The organism is Anabaena sp. FACHB-1391 (assembly GCF_014696755.1).
Taxonomy (GTDB): Bacteria; Cyanobacteriota; Cyanobacteriia; order Cyanobacteriales; family Nostocaceae; genus Dolichospermum; species Dolichospermum planctonicum.
In genome coordinates this window covers 1-19,310 of the sequence record NZ_JACJQS010000057.1, presented here as the reverse complement: position 1 = coordinate 19,310, position 19,310 = coordinate 1, and the positions used below count along the sequence as shown (strand labels likewise).

Annotated in this window: 19 protein-coding genes; 13 read left to right on the top strand and 6 right to left on the bottom strand. The window is 39.2% G+C overall.

Going from position 1 to position 19,310, the window contains the following annotated elements:
• The 4 genes from H6F62_RS19355 to H6F62_RS19340 all read right to left on the bottom strand — a co-directional run.
• Positions 1 to 278: hypothetical protein (locus tag H6F62_RS19355; RefSeq protein ID WP_199306465.1), on the bottom strand; the 278-nt coding region annotated here is incomplete at its 3' end.
• Positions 279 to 444: 166 nt separating this feature from the next.
• On the bottom strand, positions 445 to 1,059 hold the full coding sequence (locus H6F62_RS19350; protein WP_137909436.1) for a heme-copper oxidase subunit III: 615 nt from the start codon (positions 1,057 to 1,059) through the stop codon (positions 445 to 447).
• A 161-nt stretch (positions 1,060 to 1,220) separates the two neighbouring features.
• Positions 1,221 to 2,894: a cytochrome c oxidase subunit I gene (gene ctaD, locus H6F62_RS19345; RefSeq protein WP_137909435.1), complete on the bottom strand. Its 1,674-nt coding sequence runs from the start codon at positions 2,892 to 2,894 to the stop codon at positions 1,221 to 1,223.
• Between the two features lie 152 nt (positions 2,895 to 3,046).
• On the bottom strand, positions 3,047 to 3,991 hold the full coding sequence (locus H6F62_RS19340) for a cytochrome c oxidase subunit II (protein WP_137909434.1): 945 nt from the start codon (positions 3,989 to 3,991) through the stop codon (positions 3,047 to 3,049).
• Between the two features lie 548 nt (positions 3,992 to 4,539).
• Between H6F62_RS19340 and H6F62_RS19335 the strand changes: the two genes are divergently transcribed.
• From H6F62_RS19335 to H6F62_RS19290, 10 genes are all read left to right on the top strand, one after another.
• Complete coding sequence (locus tag H6F62_RS19335; protein ID WP_137909433.1) at positions 4,540 to 5,469, top strand: heme A synthase; 930 nt, start codon at positions 4,540 to 4,542, stop codon at positions 5,467 to 5,469.
• Positions 5,470 to 5,541: 72 nt separating this feature from the next.
• Positions 5,542 to 6,480 (top strand): heme o synthase, encoded by a 939-nt coding sequence (locus H6F62_RS19330; RefSeq protein WP_137909432.1) that lies wholly within the window; start codon positions 5,542 to 5,544, stop codon positions 6,478 to 6,480.
• Positions 6,481 to 6,941: 461 nt separating this feature from the next.
• Positions 6,942 to 8,441 (top strand): aminotransferase class V-fold PLP-dependent enzyme, encoded by a 1,500-nt coding sequence (locus H6F62_RS19325; protein ID WP_137909431.1) that lies wholly within the window; start codon positions 6,942 to 6,944, stop codon positions 8,439 to 8,441.
• 137 nt (positions 8,442 to 8,578) lie between these two features.
• Positions 8,579 to 10,123 (top strand): hypothetical protein, encoded by a 1,545-nt coding sequence (locus H6F62_RS19320; protein ID WP_190372747.1) that lies wholly within the window; start codon positions 8,579 to 8,581, stop codon positions 10,121 to 10,123.
• Between the two features lie 201 nt (positions 10,124 to 10,324).
• Positions 10,325 to 10,756 carry a hypothetical protein gene (locus H6F62_RS19315; RefSeq protein WP_137909429.1) on the top strand — a complete coding sequence of 144 codons (432 nt, stop codon included), beginning with the start codon at positions 10,325 to 10,327 and terminating at the stop codon, positions 10,754 to 10,756.
• A 114-nt stretch (positions 10,757 to 10,870) separates the two neighbouring features.
• Positions 10,871 to 11,704, top strand: a complete 834-nt coding sequence (locus H6F62_RS19310; RefSeq protein WP_190372746.1) for a hypothetical protein — start codon at positions 10,871 to 10,873, stop codon at positions 11,702 to 11,704.
• Positions 11,705 to 11,752: 48 nt separating this feature from the next.
• Positions 11,753 to 12,157, top strand: coding sequence for a hypothetical protein (locus tag H6F62_RS19305; RefSeq protein WP_137909427.1), 405 nt, complete (start codon positions 11,753 to 11,755; stop codon positions 12,155 to 12,157).
• Between the two features lie 40 nt (positions 12,158 to 12,197).
• Positions 12,198 to 12,761, top strand: a complete 564-nt coding sequence (locus H6F62_RS19300; protein ID WP_137909426.1) for a hypothetical protein — start codon at positions 12,198 to 12,200, stop codon at positions 12,759 to 12,761.
• A gap of 233 nt (positions 12,762 to 12,994) precedes the next feature.
• Positions 12,995 to 13,621 carry a GNAT family N-acetyltransferase gene (locus H6F62_RS19295; RefSeq protein ID WP_190372745.1) on the top strand — a complete coding sequence of 209 codons (627 nt, stop codon included), beginning with the start codon at positions 12,995 to 12,997 and terminating at the stop codon, positions 13,619 to 13,621.
• Between the two features lie 132 nt (positions 13,622 to 13,753).
• Positions 13,754 to 14,311 (top strand): cysteine hydrolase family protein, encoded by a 558-nt coding sequence (locus tag H6F62_RS19290; RefSeq protein WP_137909424.1) that lies wholly within the window; start codon positions 13,754 to 13,756, stop codon positions 14,309 to 14,311.
• A 205-nt stretch (positions 14,312 to 14,516) separates the two neighbouring features.
• On the opposite strand, the gene H6F62_RS19285 is transcribed toward H6F62_RS19290, so the two are convergent.
• The gene (locus H6F62_RS19285; protein ID WP_137909423.1) at positions 14,517 to 15,356 is read right to left on the bottom strand and encodes a prephenate/arogenate dehydrogenase; all 840 of its coding nucleotides are present in this window, start codon (positions 15,354 to 15,356) and stop codon (positions 14,517 to 14,519) included.
• A gap of 263 nt (positions 15,357 to 15,619) precedes the next feature.
• On the opposite strand from H6F62_RS19285, the gene H6F62_RS19280 reads away from it, so the two are divergent.
• From H6F62_RS19280 to H6F62_RS19270, 3 genes are all read left to right on the top strand, one after another.
• Positions 15,620 to 16,210, top strand: coding sequence for a DUF1517 domain-containing protein (locus H6F62_RS19280; protein ID WP_137909422.1), 591 nt, complete (start codon positions 15,620 to 15,622; stop codon positions 16,208 to 16,210).
• 259 nt (positions 16,211 to 16,469) lie between these two features.
• On the top strand, positions 16,470 to 17,738 hold the full coding sequence (locus tag H6F62_RS19275; protein WP_190372744.1) for an RNA-guided endonuclease TnpB family protein: 1,269 nt from the start codon (positions 16,470 to 16,472) through the stop codon (positions 17,736 to 17,738).
• 79 nt (positions 17,739 to 17,817) lie between these two features.
• Positions 17,818 to 18,687, top strand: coding sequence for a hypothetical protein (locus H6F62_RS19270; protein ID WP_137909437.1), 870 nt, complete (start codon positions 17,818 to 17,820; stop codon positions 18,685 to 18,687).
• 353 nt (positions 18,688 to 19,040) lie between these two features.
• Here the strand turns inward: H6F62_RS19270 and H6F62_RS19265 are convergent, their stop codons facing one another.
• Complete coding sequence (locus tag H6F62_RS19265) at positions 19,041 to 19,298, bottom strand: zinc ribbon domain-containing protein (protein ID WP_347238724.1); 258 nt, start codon at positions 19,296 to 19,298, stop codon at positions 19,041 to 19,043.
• Positions 19,299 to 19,310 lie beyond the last annotated feature (12 nt).

Below are 19,310 nucleotides of genomic sequence, written 5' to 3'. Positions count from 1 at the left end.
TCTAAAATTACACCAACACTGGTTTTAGGGTCTTGACCATTATGAATAACCAGGTCATTTCGTCCTTGAGTATTAATAAAGTGATTAGAACTGTAATATGTGTTCTTTAAAAATTCAGCAATCAGGTTTTTATGAAATTCCTCTGATTCAGATTCGTTAATTTTTGCAATTAGGTTTTTTAGATGTTTTTTAAAAGTTTCAATATCCTTTCTAAAAGGATTGATTTTCAGAAATGCTTTATTTAATGATTCCCTGGGTTGTAGTTTCTGTGAGTTCATTTGTTTTAAATTTTTAATCCAGTTTGTAGGCTGGGTTGACCCAAGGAAACCCAACAAAATATATAATATATAATAATATATACTTATTCACCAGTACAAATAAAAAAACCCCCAAGGGGGGGACTGTGGGTTATTCAAGTGGAGTGAACAACTAAGTAATAAATACCTAGAGTAAATAGAGTAACCCGAATAAAACAATCCAAATTACATCTACAAAGTGCCAGTAAATTTCCGCCGCTTCAATGCCAAAGTGATTTTTATTACTGTAATGTCCTGGAGTAAGCGATCGCCACAAAACTGCTACAATTGCCAAAACACCGATAGTAACGTGCAAACCGTGAAAACCGGTTAAAACATAAAAGGCACTAGCGAATAAATTAGTAGTCAGACCGAACTCTAAATGAGTATATTCATAAACCTGACCCGCTAAAAAAACAGCGCCCATAAGTGCCGTAATTGCCAACCACAGCCGCATTCCTTTAGTATCGTTCTTTTTAATAGCAGTATCAGCATTGTGCATAACAAAACTACTAGCTATCAAAATAGAAGTATTCACAGTGGGTAACAACAATTCCAACTCTGGAGTTCCCGCTGGTGGCCAGACAGGAATAGTAGAACGGTAAGTTAGGTATGCACCAAACAAACCCATAAAAATCATACCCTCAGCCACCAAAAACATAAACAGACCAAACAAACGATGATCTGGGTGTGCTTCGTGACCAGAAACTGATTGATGATGATTTAACTCAGTATTAGTCGCGTCAATAATTTGACTTTGCATAAATTATTTAATTGGTAATGGGTAATTGGTAATGGGTAATGGGTTAAAAGTTTTTAGCGTTGCTGAACTCAGGTAAATCAAAAGACCCTATTTCTTACCCGCCGCACCTTTGCGCCTCTGGGAGAAAAAATTCCTTTATTTAGCAACGCCAAATTTTCTCTTTAAAGTGCTGATTCAATTTGGGGAGTTAACACGGGTTCAACTTCAACTCGTTCCTTACTCACCCCATAATCATAAGGGCCAGTAGTCAAAACTGGTAGAGTTTCAAAATTCTCAATACTAGGAGGGGAACTAGTCATCCATTCTAAAGTTAATGCTTGCCAGGGATTATTACCAGCTTTTTCGCCATAGAACCAACACCAAACGGCATTAATGATAAATGGTAAGGTGGAGACGGCCAATATATAAGATCCCCAGGTGCAGATTTCATTCAAAGCGGTGAATTTAGGATCATATTCAGCAATACGACGGTTCATACCCATTAATCCTAGTTTGTGCATGGGTAAGAAAGTCATGTTGAGACCAACCATGGTTAAAGCGAAATGGACTTGACCCCAAAATTCATTCATTTTCCGTCCCGTCATTTTCGGGAACCAGTGGTAAATGGCCGCGAAAATGCCTAACACACTACCACCGAATAAGACATAGTGGAGATGTGCCACTACAAAGTAAGTATCGTGAACGTGAATATCAAAAGGAACTGCGGCCAACATCACACCGCTAATACCACCAATCACAAAAGTTGCTAAAAAGCCAATGGCAAATAACATGGCGCTAGTGAAGCGGATTTTACCACCCCAGATAGTTGCCAACCAACCGAAAATTTTAATCCCAGTGGGTACAGCGATGATCATGGTAGTGATCATAAAAAACATCCGTAGCCAACCAGGGACACCGCTGGTAAACATATGGTGCGCCCAGACGATTAAACCTAAGAAACTGATAGCTAGGGACGAAAAAGCGATCGCTTTATAGCCAAAAATCGGTTTTCGGGCGTGAATTGGCAGAATTTCCGAAATTGCCCCAAAGAAAGGCAAAATCATGATGTAAACTGCTGGGTGGGAATAGAACCAGAACATATGTTGATAAACAACAGGATCACCCCCGCCACTGGGGTTAAAAAACGTTGTTCCGGCCAACAAATCAAAACCCAGTAAAATCAAAGCTGCCGCTAATACGGGCGTAGATATTAATACTAGTGCAGAAGTTGCCACCATTGCCCAACAAAATAAGGGCATTTGATAGATACCCATGCTAGGAACTCGCATTTTCACAAGAGTGACGAGAAAATTAATCGCCCCCAAAATGGAAGAAGTTCCCAAAAGCAACACACTCATAATCCAAATACCCTCACCCACCTGGCCCGTTACCAAACTCAGGGGGGGGTAGGAAGTCCAACCGGCATCAGGGGCATCACCTACGGCTAAACTAGCAATTAGTAGGATACCTGCGGGGGGAACCATCCAAAAAGCCACAGCATTGAGGCGAGGAAATGCCATATCTCTGGCCCCAATCATCAGCGGAATTAAATAGTTAGCAAATCCCGCTCCCGTTGGCACAATCCACAGGAAAATCATGATTGTGGCATGGAGTGTAAACAGGCTGTTATAGATTTCTGGTGTGACAAAATCTACTTCTGGAGTGCGTAATTCTGTCCGCACTAAATCAGCCATTACGCCACCAATGCAGTAAAAAATAAACGAAGTGACTAAGTATTGAATCCCAATCACCTTATGATCTGTACTAAAACCAAAAAAATCTCGCCAATGCCTTTCTTTATGTTCTTCAGTATGATTGTGGTTGTAATCGGTTTCTTCTAATTGTGCTTGTGTCATATTTTAAAGAAGTTAAATGGGCGATGAAAACCACTTCTACACAGTCCAAACCCAGATGATGCGTGGTTTAAATTACTTAATTTTTCATTAGTCCACGCAAGTGGACTTTGTTTGTGTAGCCATGAATTATATTCGCTGTATTTTGTAATTCCCTACTTAATTTGATGCAAAATTTCTGAATTAATGCCCATATCCTGAATATAAGGAGAAAGGAATTTATCAGCGTTCATAGCCATCGTTTGATTGGGTATATCCTTACTTGCAATTAATTGTTCTTGCATCCATTGATCAAAAGCCTCTTGTGTCTCAACTACTACTGGGCTTTTCATGACCCCGTGATAAGGTCCACACAATTCAGCACAAATTAAATTATATTCACCTGTTTTTGAGGGAGTAAAACGCAAATTTGTTTGTCTACCAGGAATAGCATCCTGTTTAAGCCGAAATTCGGGAATCCAAAACGCGTGGATGACATCATTAGCTGTCAAGTTAATTTCTACGGTTTTACCAATGGGTAAATGAAGTTCACCGGTTGTCACTTCCGTGGCTGGATAGGTGAATAACCAAGCATATTGGAGTCCAGTCACATTGACAACTAATTCCGCTGGTTTAGTAACGGTATCGGAATTATTATCTAATTGTGCTACTTGTACAGATGCTTCCTTTAAGGTAGCGGCCATAGCCGTTCCCGGCATATTCATGGATTCTTCCATCATGGGTGCTGCATGGGCTGAATGGGGATCAAAGCCGCCCATGTTACTGTATACATCAAAACTGTAGACAGAAATACCGATAACGATAATTGCGGGGATCGCAGTCCAGAGGATTTCCAGAGGCACATTACCTTCAATTGCTGGACCATCTTCATTGTCACCAGCACGACGACGATATCTAACAACGGCGTAAATTAAAACACCTTCAACAATCAAAAATATGCCTGTAGAAACAGTCATCATGGCATTGAATAGACCATCTACCAAGGGGGCTTCATCGGAGGCCGCTGTAGGCAACAGACCGTGATTTTGACCGTACCAGAGACTTGTGAGGGTGAGGACAATGCCAATGAGTAATGTCCAGATTGTACTTGGAATTTTCATGGCGGATTTTTTATCAATTAACTAATTTATCTTCAAGTTACTTCAACCTTGAGTTACGCACCGCGCCCTAATGAACCACAAAGACGCGAAGATCACGAAAGAGAGAGGCTTTGGGAGATATTTGGCGTAGGTTTTGTTCACTGACAAAAGTGACCCCACTTACTAAGGTAATGCAGGGTATGAGATATAGTATGCGCTGGTCCGAAATCTTTATTAATTTTTTGGATTAGGATCACAATTTTGAGTACAAGGGAGATAAGTTATCCGTCCCCAGATTAAATGGCAATTTAGCCGAAAAATTCCCATAAATTCCCATTTATCAATGTTTCTATCCGGTTGAATCCTAACTTTTTTCCCCCTCCTTCCCTGTTCCTATCTGCAAAACAGCACAAAATCTTACAGCTAAAACTAGCTAAAGTGATCCAAAGTATAAGGGAAAGCCGATTTCTACATTCTGACCTGTAGGTTAGGGTGAATGGAGATTGGCACTAAATCAAAATACGAAATTTCCCACCCTTCACAGCACAAGCAGTCTCAAGGTATTGTTAATGAACGAATTTGTCTTAGAACCACAAAATCAAGCGGCAAAAGTTAGACAACAGCCCCAGGATATGATTCGTCGCTTGGTGTGGAAAATCTGCATAGCCACCTTAATTTTGATGGCTATAGGCAGCGCCACCCGCGTCATGAATGCTGGACTTGCTTGTCCTGACTGGCCTTTATGCTATGGGGAGTTAGTTCCAGCCCAGCAAATGAATCTCCAGGTGTTTTTGGAATGGTTTCATCGTCTAGATGCGGCTTTAATTGGCTTTAGTGCGATCGCCCTTTGTAGTTTATCTTGGTGGCATCGTCTTTCTTTACCCAAGTGGCTACCTTGGGCTTCTACATTCGCCTTATTTTTAATTGTCTTGCAAGGGATTTTGGGAGGACTGACTGTAACTGAATTGTTGCGGTTTGATATCGTTACTGCCCATTTGGGAACAGCACTGCTATTTTTCACCACTTTGTTAATTATCGGTACAAGTCTGGCCTCTTATCAAGGAACGGGAACAGTGGGTAAATTACCCATACTGAGTTTAACTGCTGCCATTTGTGTCTACTTACAAAGTCTACTGGGTGCTTTAGTGGGTTCTCGCTGGGCTTTACACCAGTGTTTGGCAGGTGAACAACTTTGTAATGTCATGTACAGTCATATTTTTGGCTTATTACCCCCAACTCTAGCTACTTTGGCGGTGGTGTTAACTTCTTGGCGCACACCAGCACTACATCCTGTTTTACGGAAACTGGCCAATATGGCGGGTGGTTTATTGATTTTACAACTTTTATTGGGTGTGGCTACCTTCCGCTTACATTTACAAGTTGAACCTCTCACTGTTTCTCACCAAGCTATTGGTGCAACTTTACTCGGTACTTTGGTGGTATTTACAGTTTTATCACTGCGGGATTCATTCACTCCCACTCACAGCCCAAATCCATAAAGCCACATCTTCATATTTCTACCAAAAAGCGGTTTGCTGACCAGTTCTTGAAAAATAAGGAAAAAGCCCAACATGATTGAGACTAATGTCTCTCGTCGTCAGCACGACACATTTCTCCAAGTCGTTCACAGTTACTACCAGTTAACCAAACCCCGAATTATCCCCCTGCTATTAATCACTACTGCTGGAAGTATGTGGATAGCTGCCCAGGGAGAGGTAGATCCTTGGTTGTTAATTATTACCATGATTGGTGGGACTTTGGCCGCAGCCAGCGCCCAAACCATTAACTGTATCTATGACCGAGATATAGATTATGATATGGAGCGCACACGCCACCGTCCTCTGCCTTCTGGTAAGGTACAACCCCGTGATGCTTTAATTTTTGCTATCGTTCTGGCTGTACTTTCTTTTACGCTCCTCACAATATTTGCTAATCTCCTAGCCGCATTTTTAGCCTTCTCTGGCATCATCTTTTATGTTTTAGTCTATACTCACTGGCTCAAACGTCATAGCACTCAAAATATCGTCATTGGTGGTGCTGCCGGGGCAATTCCCGCTTTAGTTGGCTGGGCTGCGGTGACAGATACTTTAAGTTGGGCTGCTTGGTTAATTTTTGCCATTGTCTTTTTGTGGACACCTCCCCATTTCTGGGCTTTGGCTTTAATGATTCGTGATGATTACGCTAAGGTAGGGATACCAATGTTACCTGTGGTGGCAGGGGATCAAGCCACGGTACGACAAATTTGGTTTTATACGGTAATTACTGTTACTGCTACTATATTGCTGTTTTATCCCTTACACGCTAGTGGTATTGTCTATGCTGTTATTGCCTTGACTTTAGGCGGTATATTTGTCCATAAGTCTTGGCGTTTATTGCAAAATCCCGAAGATAAAACCATAGCGCGGGAGTTATTTTTATACTCCATTTCCTACATGATGCTGTTGTGTTTAGGGATGGTGGTAGACAGTTTACCTGTGACTCATCATTTGCTTCATCAACTGCATTTGTAATCATGTTCAGGATATAGATCCCCGACTTCTTTAAGAAGTCGGGGATCTTTTGATTACGGTTGCTGAGTATTATTGATGGTAGCCAAATCATAGGGTGGTAGTTTTTGTCTATATTTTGTAATCAAAGTTTATATTTAGGTAAATTCCCATAATTTAATCTTCTTTTTAGAAAAGACTGCTATTTTTTATATATCGTATGAGGTAAGTGTATTAAGCTTGTCACGGACTCTTAACCGCTTAAATCTAAACCGTAAAAAAAGTTTAGTAGCCACTGAGCATTAGTTAGCTTTTTTACATCTGATATCTTGCATTAGTGACTATATTTACATTTATTTAATGAAATATTTGGTAAATATGATTGACAAGTTGACAATTGTCATGTAAGTTACAAAAGGGTTACTAAAAATACTCAAAAAAAATTCATTACCCATAAAAAGACTAGGGTTAGGACTAGAATAGTTATGCCGTATATAGATACAGATACCGAGAGCTTGATCACCAAGGAGGGTGTTTTTGATGATCAATTGTTTCGGGAAAGTGCTGAGATTGTTGTATCCAAATTAGAAAAATACTTAGCCGACTCATCAATCAGAGGACTGGCACTGAGTAATCCTTATGACTTGTCCCAAACAGCAAAAGAGATCATGAATCAGGGACAGAAGGATAGGGCTTTATGCAATCAGGAAAAGCTAGAAGCAATTATTGACTTATATATTAAAACTGGAATACAAGTGTACTCACCCGGTTACATGGGGCGACAATTTTCGGGTGTAATTCCCTTAGCTGGTCTGATTGATTTAATTAGTTCCATAGTCAGTCAACCGTCCTCCTTCTATGAAGCGGGGCAGTTACCGAACGTAGTTGAGCGGATTATGGCCGATGAGTTTAACCAATTTATTGGTTGGAGTCCCGATAGTTTTGCCATGGTGACCACCTCCGGGGGGACATTGGGTAATTTAACCGCTCTTTTAGCAGCTAGAAACGAAAAATTTCCCCAGATTTGGTCAGAAGGGATTTCTGCATTGGGGGATCAATATCGTCCGGCCATTGCTGTGAGTGAAGATGCACATTATGGCGTTTGTCGGGCTGCGGGGATTATGGGAATCGGAGAAAATCAAATTATCCGTTTACCAATTAATCAGAAAAAACAAATTTGTATAGACCAGGTAGGTCCTACCCTAGAAGCAGCAGAGAAACGGGGGCTAAAGATTTTCTGTTTGGTGGCTTCAGCAGGAACTACTTCCGTAGGTGCTTTTGATTCAATTGATCAATTAGCACAAATTACCAAAGAGAAAAATATCTGGCTTCATATTGACGGCGCTCATGGTGCTAGTTTGCTGGTTTCTGACCAGTTGCGTCACAAATTAAAAGGAATTGAAAAGGCAGATTCCTTTGTCTTGGACGCTCACAAAATGATGTTTTTACCTGGGGTGTGTACCCTTCTTTTCTATAAGAATAAGGAAAAGAGCTATGGCGCATTTCGTCAGAACGCTAGTTATGTCTTTGAAAAAGTTCCTGATATCTATACTCAATTCGATAGTGCAGAACAGAATTTTGAATGCACTAAAAGACCGCTAATCATGAACTTGTGGGTATTATGGGCGCTTTATGGAAAGGAAATATTTGCTGATAAGATTGAGTATTTGTGTCAGTTGACTCAGGAAGCCTATCAAATACTCAAACACGAGCCTGATTTCCAGACCATTCATCAACCGGAGGTGAATATCCTTTGTTTCCGATATGTACCCTCCAATGTGAGCGATAATCTCTTGTCCGATTTTCAGTTAGCAATTAGAAATAGAATTAGGGAAGGAGGGAAATTCTTCATCTCCAAGGTAGAAATTGATGGAATTAACTCTTTGCGTGTCGTTTTCATGAATCACAGAATTAATACTCATCACTTTCATGAGTTACTAGATGAAATTAGAAAAATTGGACTGGAATTAATTAGCGGAACTTAGTTAAAAGGCGACTATTTTAAAAAGCTACAAATTTTTAGTTTCAATAATTAGGCTGAAATCAGCCAAAAAGCTGCTTTTATATTCTTTTATGAGCAGGGGAACAAAAAGTGTTAGAATATCAAGAGAGGGGAATGATCATGAATACTGAAACTCAGAAAGTATCTACTTCTAGTGAAGAATTAATTGATAAATTAATTCCACTTGATGAATTAGAACCAAAATCAGTTGATGAAGTAGTTAAACTGCCTTCATTTTTTGAGAAAATCAAAAAATGTGAAAGTTTATTAGAGACGGAATATAGTGGACTTGAAGAGACAATTCAAAATGCTTTAGTATTGCGGCGTTTACAGCAAATGACAAATACTCTCATGCTCAATCCTATTTGGAAAGATATGATTGAGAGGTCAGGCTTAAAAAAAGCTCCCCGCAATTTTGAAGAATGGCAACAATTACCGATTTCTGATAAGACCACCATGGGTGAGTTGTTCTCATGGTCAAGACCAGGTTTAGTTGTTCCTTTAAGTTATGGCGGTTTTGAAATTGTTGCCAGTGGTGGAACTACAACTGGTTTACCAGTGGAAATGGTTTACTCATTGCGAGAATTACAAGATACTTACAAGATTGCTGGTAAATTCATCGGCGAACATATGTTAGCTGATTACCTAGCAGGGGATGATCCTAAGTGGGTTGCTACCACCTTAGCGGATTTTCAAATGTGGAGTAGCGGGACAATGGTTGGGGGTGTTTTACAGAATATACCCGGAATTAACTATCTTGGTGCAGGTCCGGTGATGAGGGAAGTTTATCACCACATTATGTCTTATCCCGGTCCAAAGGCAATTATGGCAATTTCCGCAGGTATAGCAATCCTGAGTGACCTTGGTATTGGTTTACATGAAGAAGCTAGGAAAAGTTTCCGTGTAGCAATGTATGGTAGTGGAGTATTACCATATCGCAAACAACTTGAGTTAAAAGAGCTTTATCCTAATCTGGAAATTTTGAGTTACTTTGCTACAGTTCAAAATGAAGCTATTGGCTTACAGTTGCGCCATGAAGTTCCTTATTTGGCTACCGTTCCCGGGTTACATTTGGTTGAGATTGTGGATAGTAAGGGTCGCTGGGTTAAAGTCGGAGAGGAGGGTGAGTTGGTTGTGACTCGACTTCATGGCCATGAAGCACCATTTCTGAGGTTTAAATCGGGGGATAGGGTGATACGTCGTCCCAATATAGATAAACCAGAATTAAAAACCCAACAATTTGAGTTTTTAGGTCGCAGTGGAGATATTATTCACATTAACGACACACAATATTCTGCTCCCCAAGTTTACGCTTCTCTCTGTCATGAATTGAAGGCAGCTGGTATTTTTGACTTGGAAGCACTAGCTCATGAAATGCAGTTTGTTAACCATCGCACAACGAAGACCTTGCAGTTAATCGCTGCGGTAGATGATATCAAAACCTTGTTTATCAGAATGGATAATATGCTGGGAATTGAAGGAATCAGGCGTTTATTTATTCAATCTTTAATGCACTCTTTATCTATTTTTAATATAGGAGAAGCTAATGTATATTACACTGAAAAGAGTGGGTATAAGTTTGAAATAAAACTTGTGAAAAAGTGGTCGGAAGAGATTTATAGGACTCCAGTAGGTAAAGTACCTTTAATCAGAGATATTTTCTAAAGTCAGCTATATCCTAATGTGACTCAGGATATGGATAACAAGGTAGGGAATGTCATGCCCGAACCCTAGATTAATTATTCTAGTAGGCTTGTAAATGGCAAATCCTTAACTTTTTCAGGTTAGTTCTGTTCAACAAGAATCCTCTCACTTGAGGGGAGTGTCAAGGACTGTTTTTTTTCAAGTAAAATAACGAGGAAAATTATGGAGTCAAAGATCAGCATATTTTGTGTTGTTGATGTCATTGAATCACTTTCGGGTGGAACGCTGTTAAATGGTAATCTTTGCATGATGGACAATAGCCCTCTGGGTAGTCTCAATCAGGGAACAACCAATTTAGTCACCTTGTGCCACCCAGGACAAATTATCCAGTGGACAATTTTAGCTCTTGATTTGCAGACACCAGTAGCTATTAGAAAGATTACCTTTCTTAACCAAGATGGTACTAGTGTTGAACCGCTTCCAGATGACCCTACAAAACTGGAAAGCGATAAGCTGCATTTGAATGTTTGGTCTGGCATTGTCCCATACTATCTTGTACCTGGCGTAGATTATCGCTATAGATTTGAGTTGCAAATGTATGAAGGCAAGAACTGTCTGATGTATGTAGATACTCCTGCTTTGAAGTGCATTTAACCTCAGCTTGATAAAAAACAACAAAAACCCCTGTAAAGATAGGACTTTATGGACGGTTGAAACTAAGCGTTGAAGAGTGAAAACAAACTTAAACTCAGAGAAAAAGGAATCTTTATGAGCCAACAGTTGGGAATAATATTGTTGATTGATGTGGCAGCGGCCATAGAAGCCAACACTTTGGAAGGTAATACTTACCTGTTCGACAACATGAAATTGCAGGGGTCTGAAGGTTTAGGCACTGGCAAATTAATTTCTGCAATTAATGGCACTAGTTACTGTGATGGTTCTCAAGCTAATGAGCAGGTTTTGAACTGGCTGCCCTATGGAGTTGGTTCTTTGCCCCCTACCTTGCCCAAGAGCTTTCTATCAGACAAGTCGAAAAATAGCGATCTCAAGGCACTTGAAGAGATACAAGCCCTTGCAGATAGACTGACCGGTGCTAGTGCTGACGAATCTCAAAATATCTCTGATGTCGTCGAGGAACTACAAAGGATCTCGAAAGCTGTCGGTGTCAAGACTCAAGTTCAGAGTAGAAATAGTGATGTTAGTCAGGACATTGGCCATCTTGGGCAAAAAATTATGGATGTCACAGGAAACCTTGTGACTGAGGTGGATGGGAAAATTCCCGAAATCAATTCTCTCAATCCCATCATTACAAACATCACCGGCGAAGCAGTTGATAAAAATATCATTTATCCTGCTGCCTATGGCTCTCCTGATATGGTGACAGATGGCTGGTACTGGGCTGCATCTGTGGATACATCTAGACCAGGAACCTATGCTTACACAATGCATATACAGTTGTACAAACTATCTCGTGAGAATCAAGCATGGGCTTGGGTACCAGTAGATTTTACCCATGATGCTTATATCAAGATTTCTAATGATCCCAAGAAAAATGGGTTTACAAATGCAGGTATTGGATACCTACCAATCCCTAAAGCCTAGTCAAATGCTTGATTTTCAAACGCAATTTCAAAAAATGGAAGACAGATTATGGCAAAAACAATAACGATCGCCAGTGTAATAGATGTTGTGGGAGCATTGGCAACTGATTCCTTGAGCGGACAAGTCTATTTTACAGACACCGAAAAAGCGTCTGGTTCTACAGGCCATGGTACAGAAAGTTTAAAAACCATCGTGTCAGCAGGAGATGTATTGGTTTGGACAGTGACATTCTTAGAATGTGAAGCCTATGCTGCCATTGATGAAATCATCATTGACAAGAAATACTGTGAACCAGAAAAGAAGGTTTATGAAGGTACTGATGTCTCCTACTGGTCTGGTACGGTGAAAGAGAATGTGCAATTAGTTCCCTACACCATCAAATTTAACGTGGGAACTCGGGCAGAATCTATAGCCACCGCTTCCCCTCTCTATCTTGTGGGTCAAGATGCCTAAACTGCCAAGAATCACAATTTAACTAAGCAAGAGGAAAACCATGTCAGATAAGTCTACTTTCAAGAAGCAAAATCCTGGACAGCTAAATTCAGTGCAACTGAATATAGTCACTGTCATAGACGTTCATAAAGCTGTGAGAACGGGAAGCCTAAAAAACACCCTGTACATGATGGACAACAGCGTCGGGGGGCAAGGACAGGGAACAGATCATTTACAAACTGTCTGTAAACCAGGGCAGGTTCTGAATTGGATTATCTATCCTATGGATATGGAAAAGAAACCAGATGGAACATGGCCACCTATGCCAAAAATTAATAACATTGTTTTCCTAGACAGTCAACAAGAAGGCGACGCTGAGGAATTTTCTGAAACCAAAATCTGCACTGAGTTGAAGGTTTATGGTGGTCCAGATATGATGCGTCATCGTTATTGCCCAGTTTATTATTATTGGGCAGGAGCGGTATTAAGCACTTTAAAACCTGGTGTTTATAATTACAGATTTGTCCTTGAACTGGAGCAGGAAGGCAAAAAGGAGAAATTGTATTTGCATACTCAGGAAAAGCCCTCTTTGAAAGTAATTGATCTGTCCGCAGGACAATACTAATCTCTGCTACTAGTATTTCTGGTTTGTCAGTCATATCAAATGACATAATCAGAGACAGATGTAATGATTAAATGAGCTAAATTACATCTGATTGTACATAGGTTGTGGGCAAATATGCCCACAATATAAAACTTAAATTGCTAAATATTTGGGTTTTTCAAGCCTTGCTATTTAGCCTTAATGATTTGTGTTGTAAATACTGAAATTATTGATAATCTATAAATGGTAAAAAAATGGTAAAATTCCGCATTATTGAATCACAGGACTTTGAACAAACTGTTGATTTATGCTCTAATTTATTTGTGAATAATGAACCGATAACTAAAAGTTTACAGATAAATTATCAAGAATTTCGACAATTAGCTGAAGCTTATTTGAGGAAAGCAATTGTGGATAGACTTTCTATTGTTGCGACGGAAGATAATGGAATTATTGTTGGTTTTGTTATATCAGAATATTTGATGACTATTCCCCCTTATATTCAGGAAATCAGTCATAAATTTGCAGCAATTCAGAAGTTGTCACAGGAGTTAAAATATAGTTATTTTGATAAATATCAATATTATTACTGGGAATTATTTCAAACTTTACATATTCTTTTATTAGGGGTTAAAGATGAATACAAAAATCAAAAAATTGCTACGAATTTAATCAGGGAGAATTTAAGGTTAGCCAAACTTAACTATTTTTCTGTGGCTATTTCTGAACTCACTGGAATTGCATCTCAAAATCTATTTCGGAAAATAGGCTTTCAAGAACAAGTAACACTCAGCTATGACTCCTATATCTTTAAAGGTGAGAAAATATTTTCATCTATTAAAGAATCTACAAGTTGTAAGTTAATGTCATATAGAATTTAGCTGGGCTAAGGTGAGGACATCTGGTAAAAATAAAATCTGGGATCATATCATCAGCCGATGGAAACGAAGATAGATAATTGATAAGTTCTGTGTTAAAAGAGAGTTATCGTCAAATTTTAAGGAGATAATGACGTGAAAACAGCACTAGTTCTAGTTGACATTGAAAATGATTATTTTCCCGGTGGTAAATGGGAACTTGTCGGCATGGATATAGCAGCTTTTAATGCTGGAAGGCTTCTGAATGCCTTTCGTGAGAGAAAGCAATTAATTTTTCATATTCAACATATTGCCAAGAATCCTGACGCACCATTTTTTGTTGTTGACACCTATGGCGCTGAGATTCATGAATCTGTGAAACCCCAGGAAAACGAAAAGCTTATTATCAAGGAGTTCCCGAACGGTTTTCGTCAGACTACTCTTCTTGATGATTTACGTAATGCTGGGGTGGAAAGATTAGTGATTTGTGGGGCTATGAGTAATATCTGTATAGATGCGACAACTCGTGCTGCAAATGATTTAGGTTTCGACTGTATTGTTGCTCACGATGCTTGTGCAGCTAGAAATCTTGAATTCTATGGTCATATTACACCTGCTTTAGAAGTTCACTGTGCTTTTATGTCAGCCCTTGGCTTTGCCTATGCTCAGGTTGTCTCAACTAACGAAGCGATAGCCATTTCAGCTTTGACCTAAGTTTTAATCAGCATTTTTGGACCTTTCTTTTCCTGAATTAGCGATAGCATTCAATTAATGCAGACATCGCTATTAAGCTGTAACGCATTTAATTTGTACAGCAACACCTCATGGCGAGAATGATGCCCGCATCACAAAATTCAGCAATACTAGGATTGTACAATTTGGCTGCGTAACAGCTTACCTACAACTTTTTCAGCAGCCCCTATTCTAGAAAGTTGTGAAGTGCTTGGCGATTTAATTTAATCTTTTCTGCTAATAATTCCCAGTTTTCCCCCTCAATTATATGAATAAATTCGTCTAAATTTTCCCGGTATTGATATAATGAATTTAATAATGCTTGGCGGTTATATTGCGCCATCATGACCCCTAATTCTGGATTTCCACCCCCCACCCTACTCGTATCCCGAAACCCTGAACTAGCGAAATTTTGGGCTAATTCGGCAATTTCTAGATCTGTTTCACTTAAACAAGCTGCTATCAAGGAGGCACTTACTATCACGGGTAAATGGGAAATCCAACTCACAGCCTGATCATGTTGTTCTGGTTGACAATGGTAGATAACCGAACCAAGCGATCGCACAATTTCTTCTACAATTGACACAACATGACTAGCTGTAGTCTCTATGGGTGTTAATACATAAGGACGATTGACAAATAAATTCCGCTGTGCTGATTCTATACCTGAATCTGTCTTTCCCGCCATAGGATGACCACCAATAAAATTCTCCCACAAAGGGGAAATTGCCTTTACTATAGGTGTTTTTACTGAACCAACATCAGTTATAATAGTAGTCTTAGGTAAATGACCAATTAACTCTTTAATTTGGGGAACTATTAATCCTATAGGGGTGCAAATAAATACAACTTCGGCTGATGCTAATAGGCTTAAATCCAAAGAAGCTTGATCCACACTACCGATTTCAACAGCCCTGACACAAGTTGATTCACGACGACTCACACCTAAAACATGGTGTCCTTGAGAACGTAAATCGAAACCCAAACAACCACCTATCAATCCTAAACCTAAAATACCAATTTTCATTGTCACCTGTAAATATGTAAATATGTATAATTTAATTTATACTTTCGATACTTGACTCCAATTCCCAAAGTTAACAATATTTAAACAACATTCATTAATGATAATGATCATATATCTATTCCATCAGAATATCTTATGCCTAATGTGAATGCGACTGTGGATTATAGCACAGAATTTTCATATATTAGTTATTTGGTAGAAAAGAAATAATTTTGAACTTTTACAAAATCTACTAATCTACTCAAATTAGCAGGAGACAAAGAATGCGTGATACATTTAATCGGATGATAGGTAAAACTAGATATGTTGTCTGTCGTTTATTTTTGCATTTAGGAGGATCTGATGTAGCACCGATATTAGGCGTTTTGAATCGGGCTGCTAGGGAAGCAATTGACGCTGATGGTGATATAGAAGTTTTAGGAGAAGAATTGGCGCAACTTTGCCAAACCCTGCTACAATATGATGAATATTGGCTGTCTGCTGCTAATGAAGGTGATGTATTTTGGAACGAAGGGGACGCAGGAGATTACGTCAATGAACTATTCACAGACTCAGCCCAAAGATATGGTGCTAATCTTGATTTTAGTTCTACTTCCTCAAACCAGCCCTTATCACTTCCCGCAACCCGTAACGTCATTGTTATGATTATAGTCGCCACAGAGGGAGAAATTCCAGAGTTAGAAACAGACTTAGCTAATATTCCCGCCTTTAAAGCTGCTTTAAAGGCTTTAATTAATTTACACTACAAACATAAACTCCGCGCTATCCAGGTGCATTTTTCACCCGCTCAGTTAGGAGATGATCTTTCTAGTGATCAGCTATTGGAATATTACCCCGAATTGATCCCATTGTAAATTATTTCAGGACTTAGGGAAAAGATCAGGAAAGTGGGGATAATTGATGAATTACCCCTACAAAAGAATAATTCGTCAATCACAAGAAAATCGCAAAAAAGGCACGCAAGCCACTTAGCTTTAGACAGTGGAGGAAGTGCCAACGGCGAATTTATTCGCCGTGACAGTTAACCGTAATGCGGATCTTCGATATATCTTTTGACAAGTGAATCATACCTCAGTTATACTTTTTAAATCAACAAACATTGAAGGTCGAACAATGTACGGATGTCAGCAAGTTCTCGTTAAATCTGATAAATCAACAATAGCAATTTTAGAATACGTCTGTACACAAGCTAAAAGGCTGATAAATTGCGGTGTTTACTATTCCAGACAGATGTATTTTAAAACTGGTTGTATTCCTAATAGAGCAGATTTGCACAAGCAACTAGGAACTTATCAGAAAAACATTCATTACCAGGCATTGTATTCTGATACTTCCCAACAAATATTGGCCAGTGTATCTGAATCTTTCAAGTCGTACATTGGGTTAATTAAAACTGCGAATAAAGGTGAAGTTTCCCAGAAACCAAAATTACCTAATTACTGTAAAAGCGTGATGACCGTGGCTACTTTTACTAGCAGGTCATTAAAGTTAATTGATGGGATGATTAGATTTCCTTTGGGAACAAAAGTTAAAGCATGGTTTAACATGGATTGTTTTTATCTGCCAATGCCATCCAATCTTGACTTTAAATCAATCAGAGAAGTACACATTCTGCCTAGAAATAGACAATTTTATGCGGAATTTGTCTATCAAGTAAATGAAGTAAGGTCTGATGTTGACAAGAAAAATGTTTTAGGGATTGACCATGGGCTAAACAACTGGTTAACCTGTGTTTCTAGTCTAGGAACATCATTTATTGTTGATGGACTTCATTTAAAAAGTTTAAATCAGTGGTACAACAAATCGGTAGCTAAACTTAAAAGCGATAAACCGCAGGGATTTTGGACTAATAGATTAACTGCTATTACCGAAAAAAGAAACCGACAAATGCGTAATGCAGTAAATCAAGCCGCAAGGATAGTCGTTAACCACTGCATTGACAACAAAATTGGTACTATTGTTTTTGGATGGAATAAAGGACAGAAAGATGGTATTGACTTAGGAGCTAAAAATAATCAGAAGTTTGTCCAAATTCCCACAGCAAAATTAAAAGACCGTATTGCTCAACTATGTAAACAATACGGAATAGATTTTATTGAAACAGAAGAATCATATACTTCCCAATCATCGTTTCTCGGCGGTGATGATATGCCTAAATTCGGTGAAAAACCCGAGGGGTGGAAAGCGAGTGGGAAACGAGTTAGTCGTGGGGTGTATAAAACTTCTGATGGATTCAAAATTAATGCAGATGCTAATGGTGCTGCTAATATCTTGAGAAAAGTAATGGTGATGCTAGGAATTGATCTTAGCGGAATCAGTAGAGGTTGTTTAAGTCAGCCTAAGAAAGTTCGTTTGTGGACTCTTCAGAAATCCCCGGTTTAGAAAACCGGGGAAGCTTAAATCTTACTTAAGTCTTATATTTGTTAACCTGTAATTAGTATCCGCACAAAACATGAATACCGTGATTATGACTATGCTGCGTAAATTTACAGTTGTTTGTTTAGCCCTAACTTTATGCTTAACAACTGTAGCCTGTGGAGGTGAAAACCAAGCTAATTCTGCAAAACCGGGTATTAGCCAAACTGCTACCCCCACCAAGTTAAATGATGGACAGTATCAAGTACAACAAGGCACATATAACGATGCCAATGGTGAGTATACTCTGTTTTTACTCAACAACAACCCCCCAAGCTTTGCTACAGAAAAGCTACAAATGGCCAGATTAACTGAGGAAGAAATCAAAGCCGGTAAGAAAACTTACTTAAAAGTAGAAAATGGTCAGCCAGCTTTATATCTGACAGAAGACTTTAAACTTGAGTACGTCCATAATGTCACAGAGACAAAAACCAATCCCCAAACCGGACAAAAGGAAACCGTCATTGTTCGTCAAGAATCTAACTTTTGGACACCTTTTGCTGCGTCTTTAGCTGGTAACGTCGCTGGTCAAGCTATTGGTAGTATGTTGTTTAGACCTCAATACTATGTTCCCCCCGTTTATCAGCCCGGTGGGGTCATGACCGGTTATGGTGGTTATGGTTCTAGTTATGATTCAGCAGTTGCTAATTATCGTTCTCGCTACAATGAACCACCCGCAGCAGTAAGAAATCGTACTACTTTCCGCACCACAGGAAACATCAGAAACTCCTCTTCAGGACGCGCTACAACCAATAATAACCCAACCGGAAGAGCCTCCGGTTCTGGTTTTGGTGGTAGCAACCTCAGACCTTCTGGTAATTCTAGCTCTACCCAACGCAATTCTGGTAGTAGTTTTGGTAGTGGAGGTCGTTCTTCTAGTCGTCGTTCTTCCGGTTTTGGTAGCAGAAGAAGATAGGAAATTAAAGTAGGTTGGGTTGAGGAACGAAACCCAACATGATCAATACTTGACAACAGCCCAATATCAATCCAATATCAATCTTTTACTAACCTAGAACTTGCGTTACGCTGTCGCTCAACCCAACCTACTATATTTGTGATCAATTTTTGTATGGATGTTGCATGAAACATCTCTACTTTCAATTTTATTCATAAATAATCATGAAAATTATTAAATTTAAACTAGGATTTAAGGAAAGGAAGTTATTAGAAACTCAGCAAGAATACAAAAATCTACAAAATATCAATCTGATATTGACAATAAAAAACAGCAGGGTTTGACTACTCAAGAAAATTATCTGATTGACATACTCACCTGCCTGAAGGCGAGGTGATTCTTGACGCTTCACTGACTGATGCTACCGAGGTAGTCTTACTCTGTCTCAGCGCCCGTTTAGAGCCGTGGCAATGACCTATCCCGGCTTTATTTATATTTTTAGCAGCATTTTCATCTCGGTCGTGTTCAGTGCCGCAATTTAAACACTTAACCGACCGAATTTTTAAATCAAGTTTGCCCCATTTGTATCCACATTTAGAGCAAATTTGACTTGTTGCTTCCCATCTACTAATAACACGGAAATC

What these genes read in the sequence shown, in the direction of transcription:
- H6F62_RS19280 (WP_137909422.1), top strand. Translation starts at nt 15,620, where the DNA reads ATGCGTGATACATTTAATCGGATGATAGGTAAAACTAGATATGTTGTC.
- H6F62_RS19350 (WP_137909436.1), bottom strand. Translation starts at nt 1,059, where the DNA reads ATGCAAAGTCAAATTATTGACGCGACTAATACTGAGTTAAATCATCAT.
- H6F62_RS19335 (WP_137909433.1), top strand. Translation starts at nt 4,540, where the DNA reads ATGAACGAATTTGTCTTAGAACCACAAAATCAAGCGGCAAAAGTTAGA.
- H6F62_RS19330 (WP_137909432.1), top strand. Translation starts at nt 5,542, where the DNA reads ATGATTGAGACTAATGTCTCTCGTCGTCAGCACGACACATTTCTCCAA.
- H6F62_RS19340 (WP_137909434.1), bottom strand. Translation starts at nt 3,991, where the DNA reads ATGAAAATTCCAAGTACAATCTGGACATTACTCATTGGCATTGTCCTC.
- H6F62_RS19315 (WP_137909429.1), top strand. Translation starts at nt 10,325, where the DNA reads ATGGAGTCAAAGATCAGCATATTTTGTGTTGTTGATGTCATTGAATCA.
- H6F62_RS19300 (WP_137909426.1), top strand. Translation starts at nt 12,198, where the DNA reads ATGTCAGATAAGTCTACTTTCAAGAAGCAAAATCCTGGACAGCTAAAT.
- H6F62_RS19320 (WP_190372747.1), top strand. Translation starts at nt 8,579, where the DNA reads ATGAATACTGAAACTCAGAAAGTATCTACTTCTAGTGAAGAATTAATT.
- H6F62_RS19325 (WP_137909431.1), top strand. Translation starts at nt 6,942, where the DNA reads ATGCCGTATATAGATACAGATACCGAGAGCTTGATCACCAAGGAGGGT.
- H6F62_RS19305 (WP_137909427.1), top strand. Translation starts at nt 11,753, where the DNA reads ATGGCAAAAACAATAACGATCGCCAGTGTAATAGATGTTGTGGGAGCA.
- H6F62_RS19295 (WP_190372745.1), top strand. Translation starts at nt 12,995, where the DNA reads ATGGTAAAATTCCGCATTATTGAATCACAGGACTTTGAACAAACTGTT.
- H6F62_RS19285 (WP_137909423.1), bottom strand. Translation starts at nt 15,356, where the DNA reads ATGAAAATTGGTATTTTAGGTTTAGGATTGATAGGTGGTTGTTTGGGT.
- H6F62_RS19275 (WP_190372744.1), top strand. Translation starts at nt 16,470, where the DNA reads ATGTACGGATGTCAGCAAGTTCTCGTTAAATCTGATAAATCAACAATA.
- H6F62_RS19310 (WP_190372746.1), top strand. Translation starts at nt 10,871, where the DNA reads ATGAGCCAACAGTTGGGAATAATATTGTTGATTGATGTGGCAGCGGCC.
- ctaD (WP_137909435.1), bottom strand. Translation starts at nt 2,894, where the DNA reads ATGACACAAGCACAATTAGAAGAAACCGATTACAACCACAATCATACT.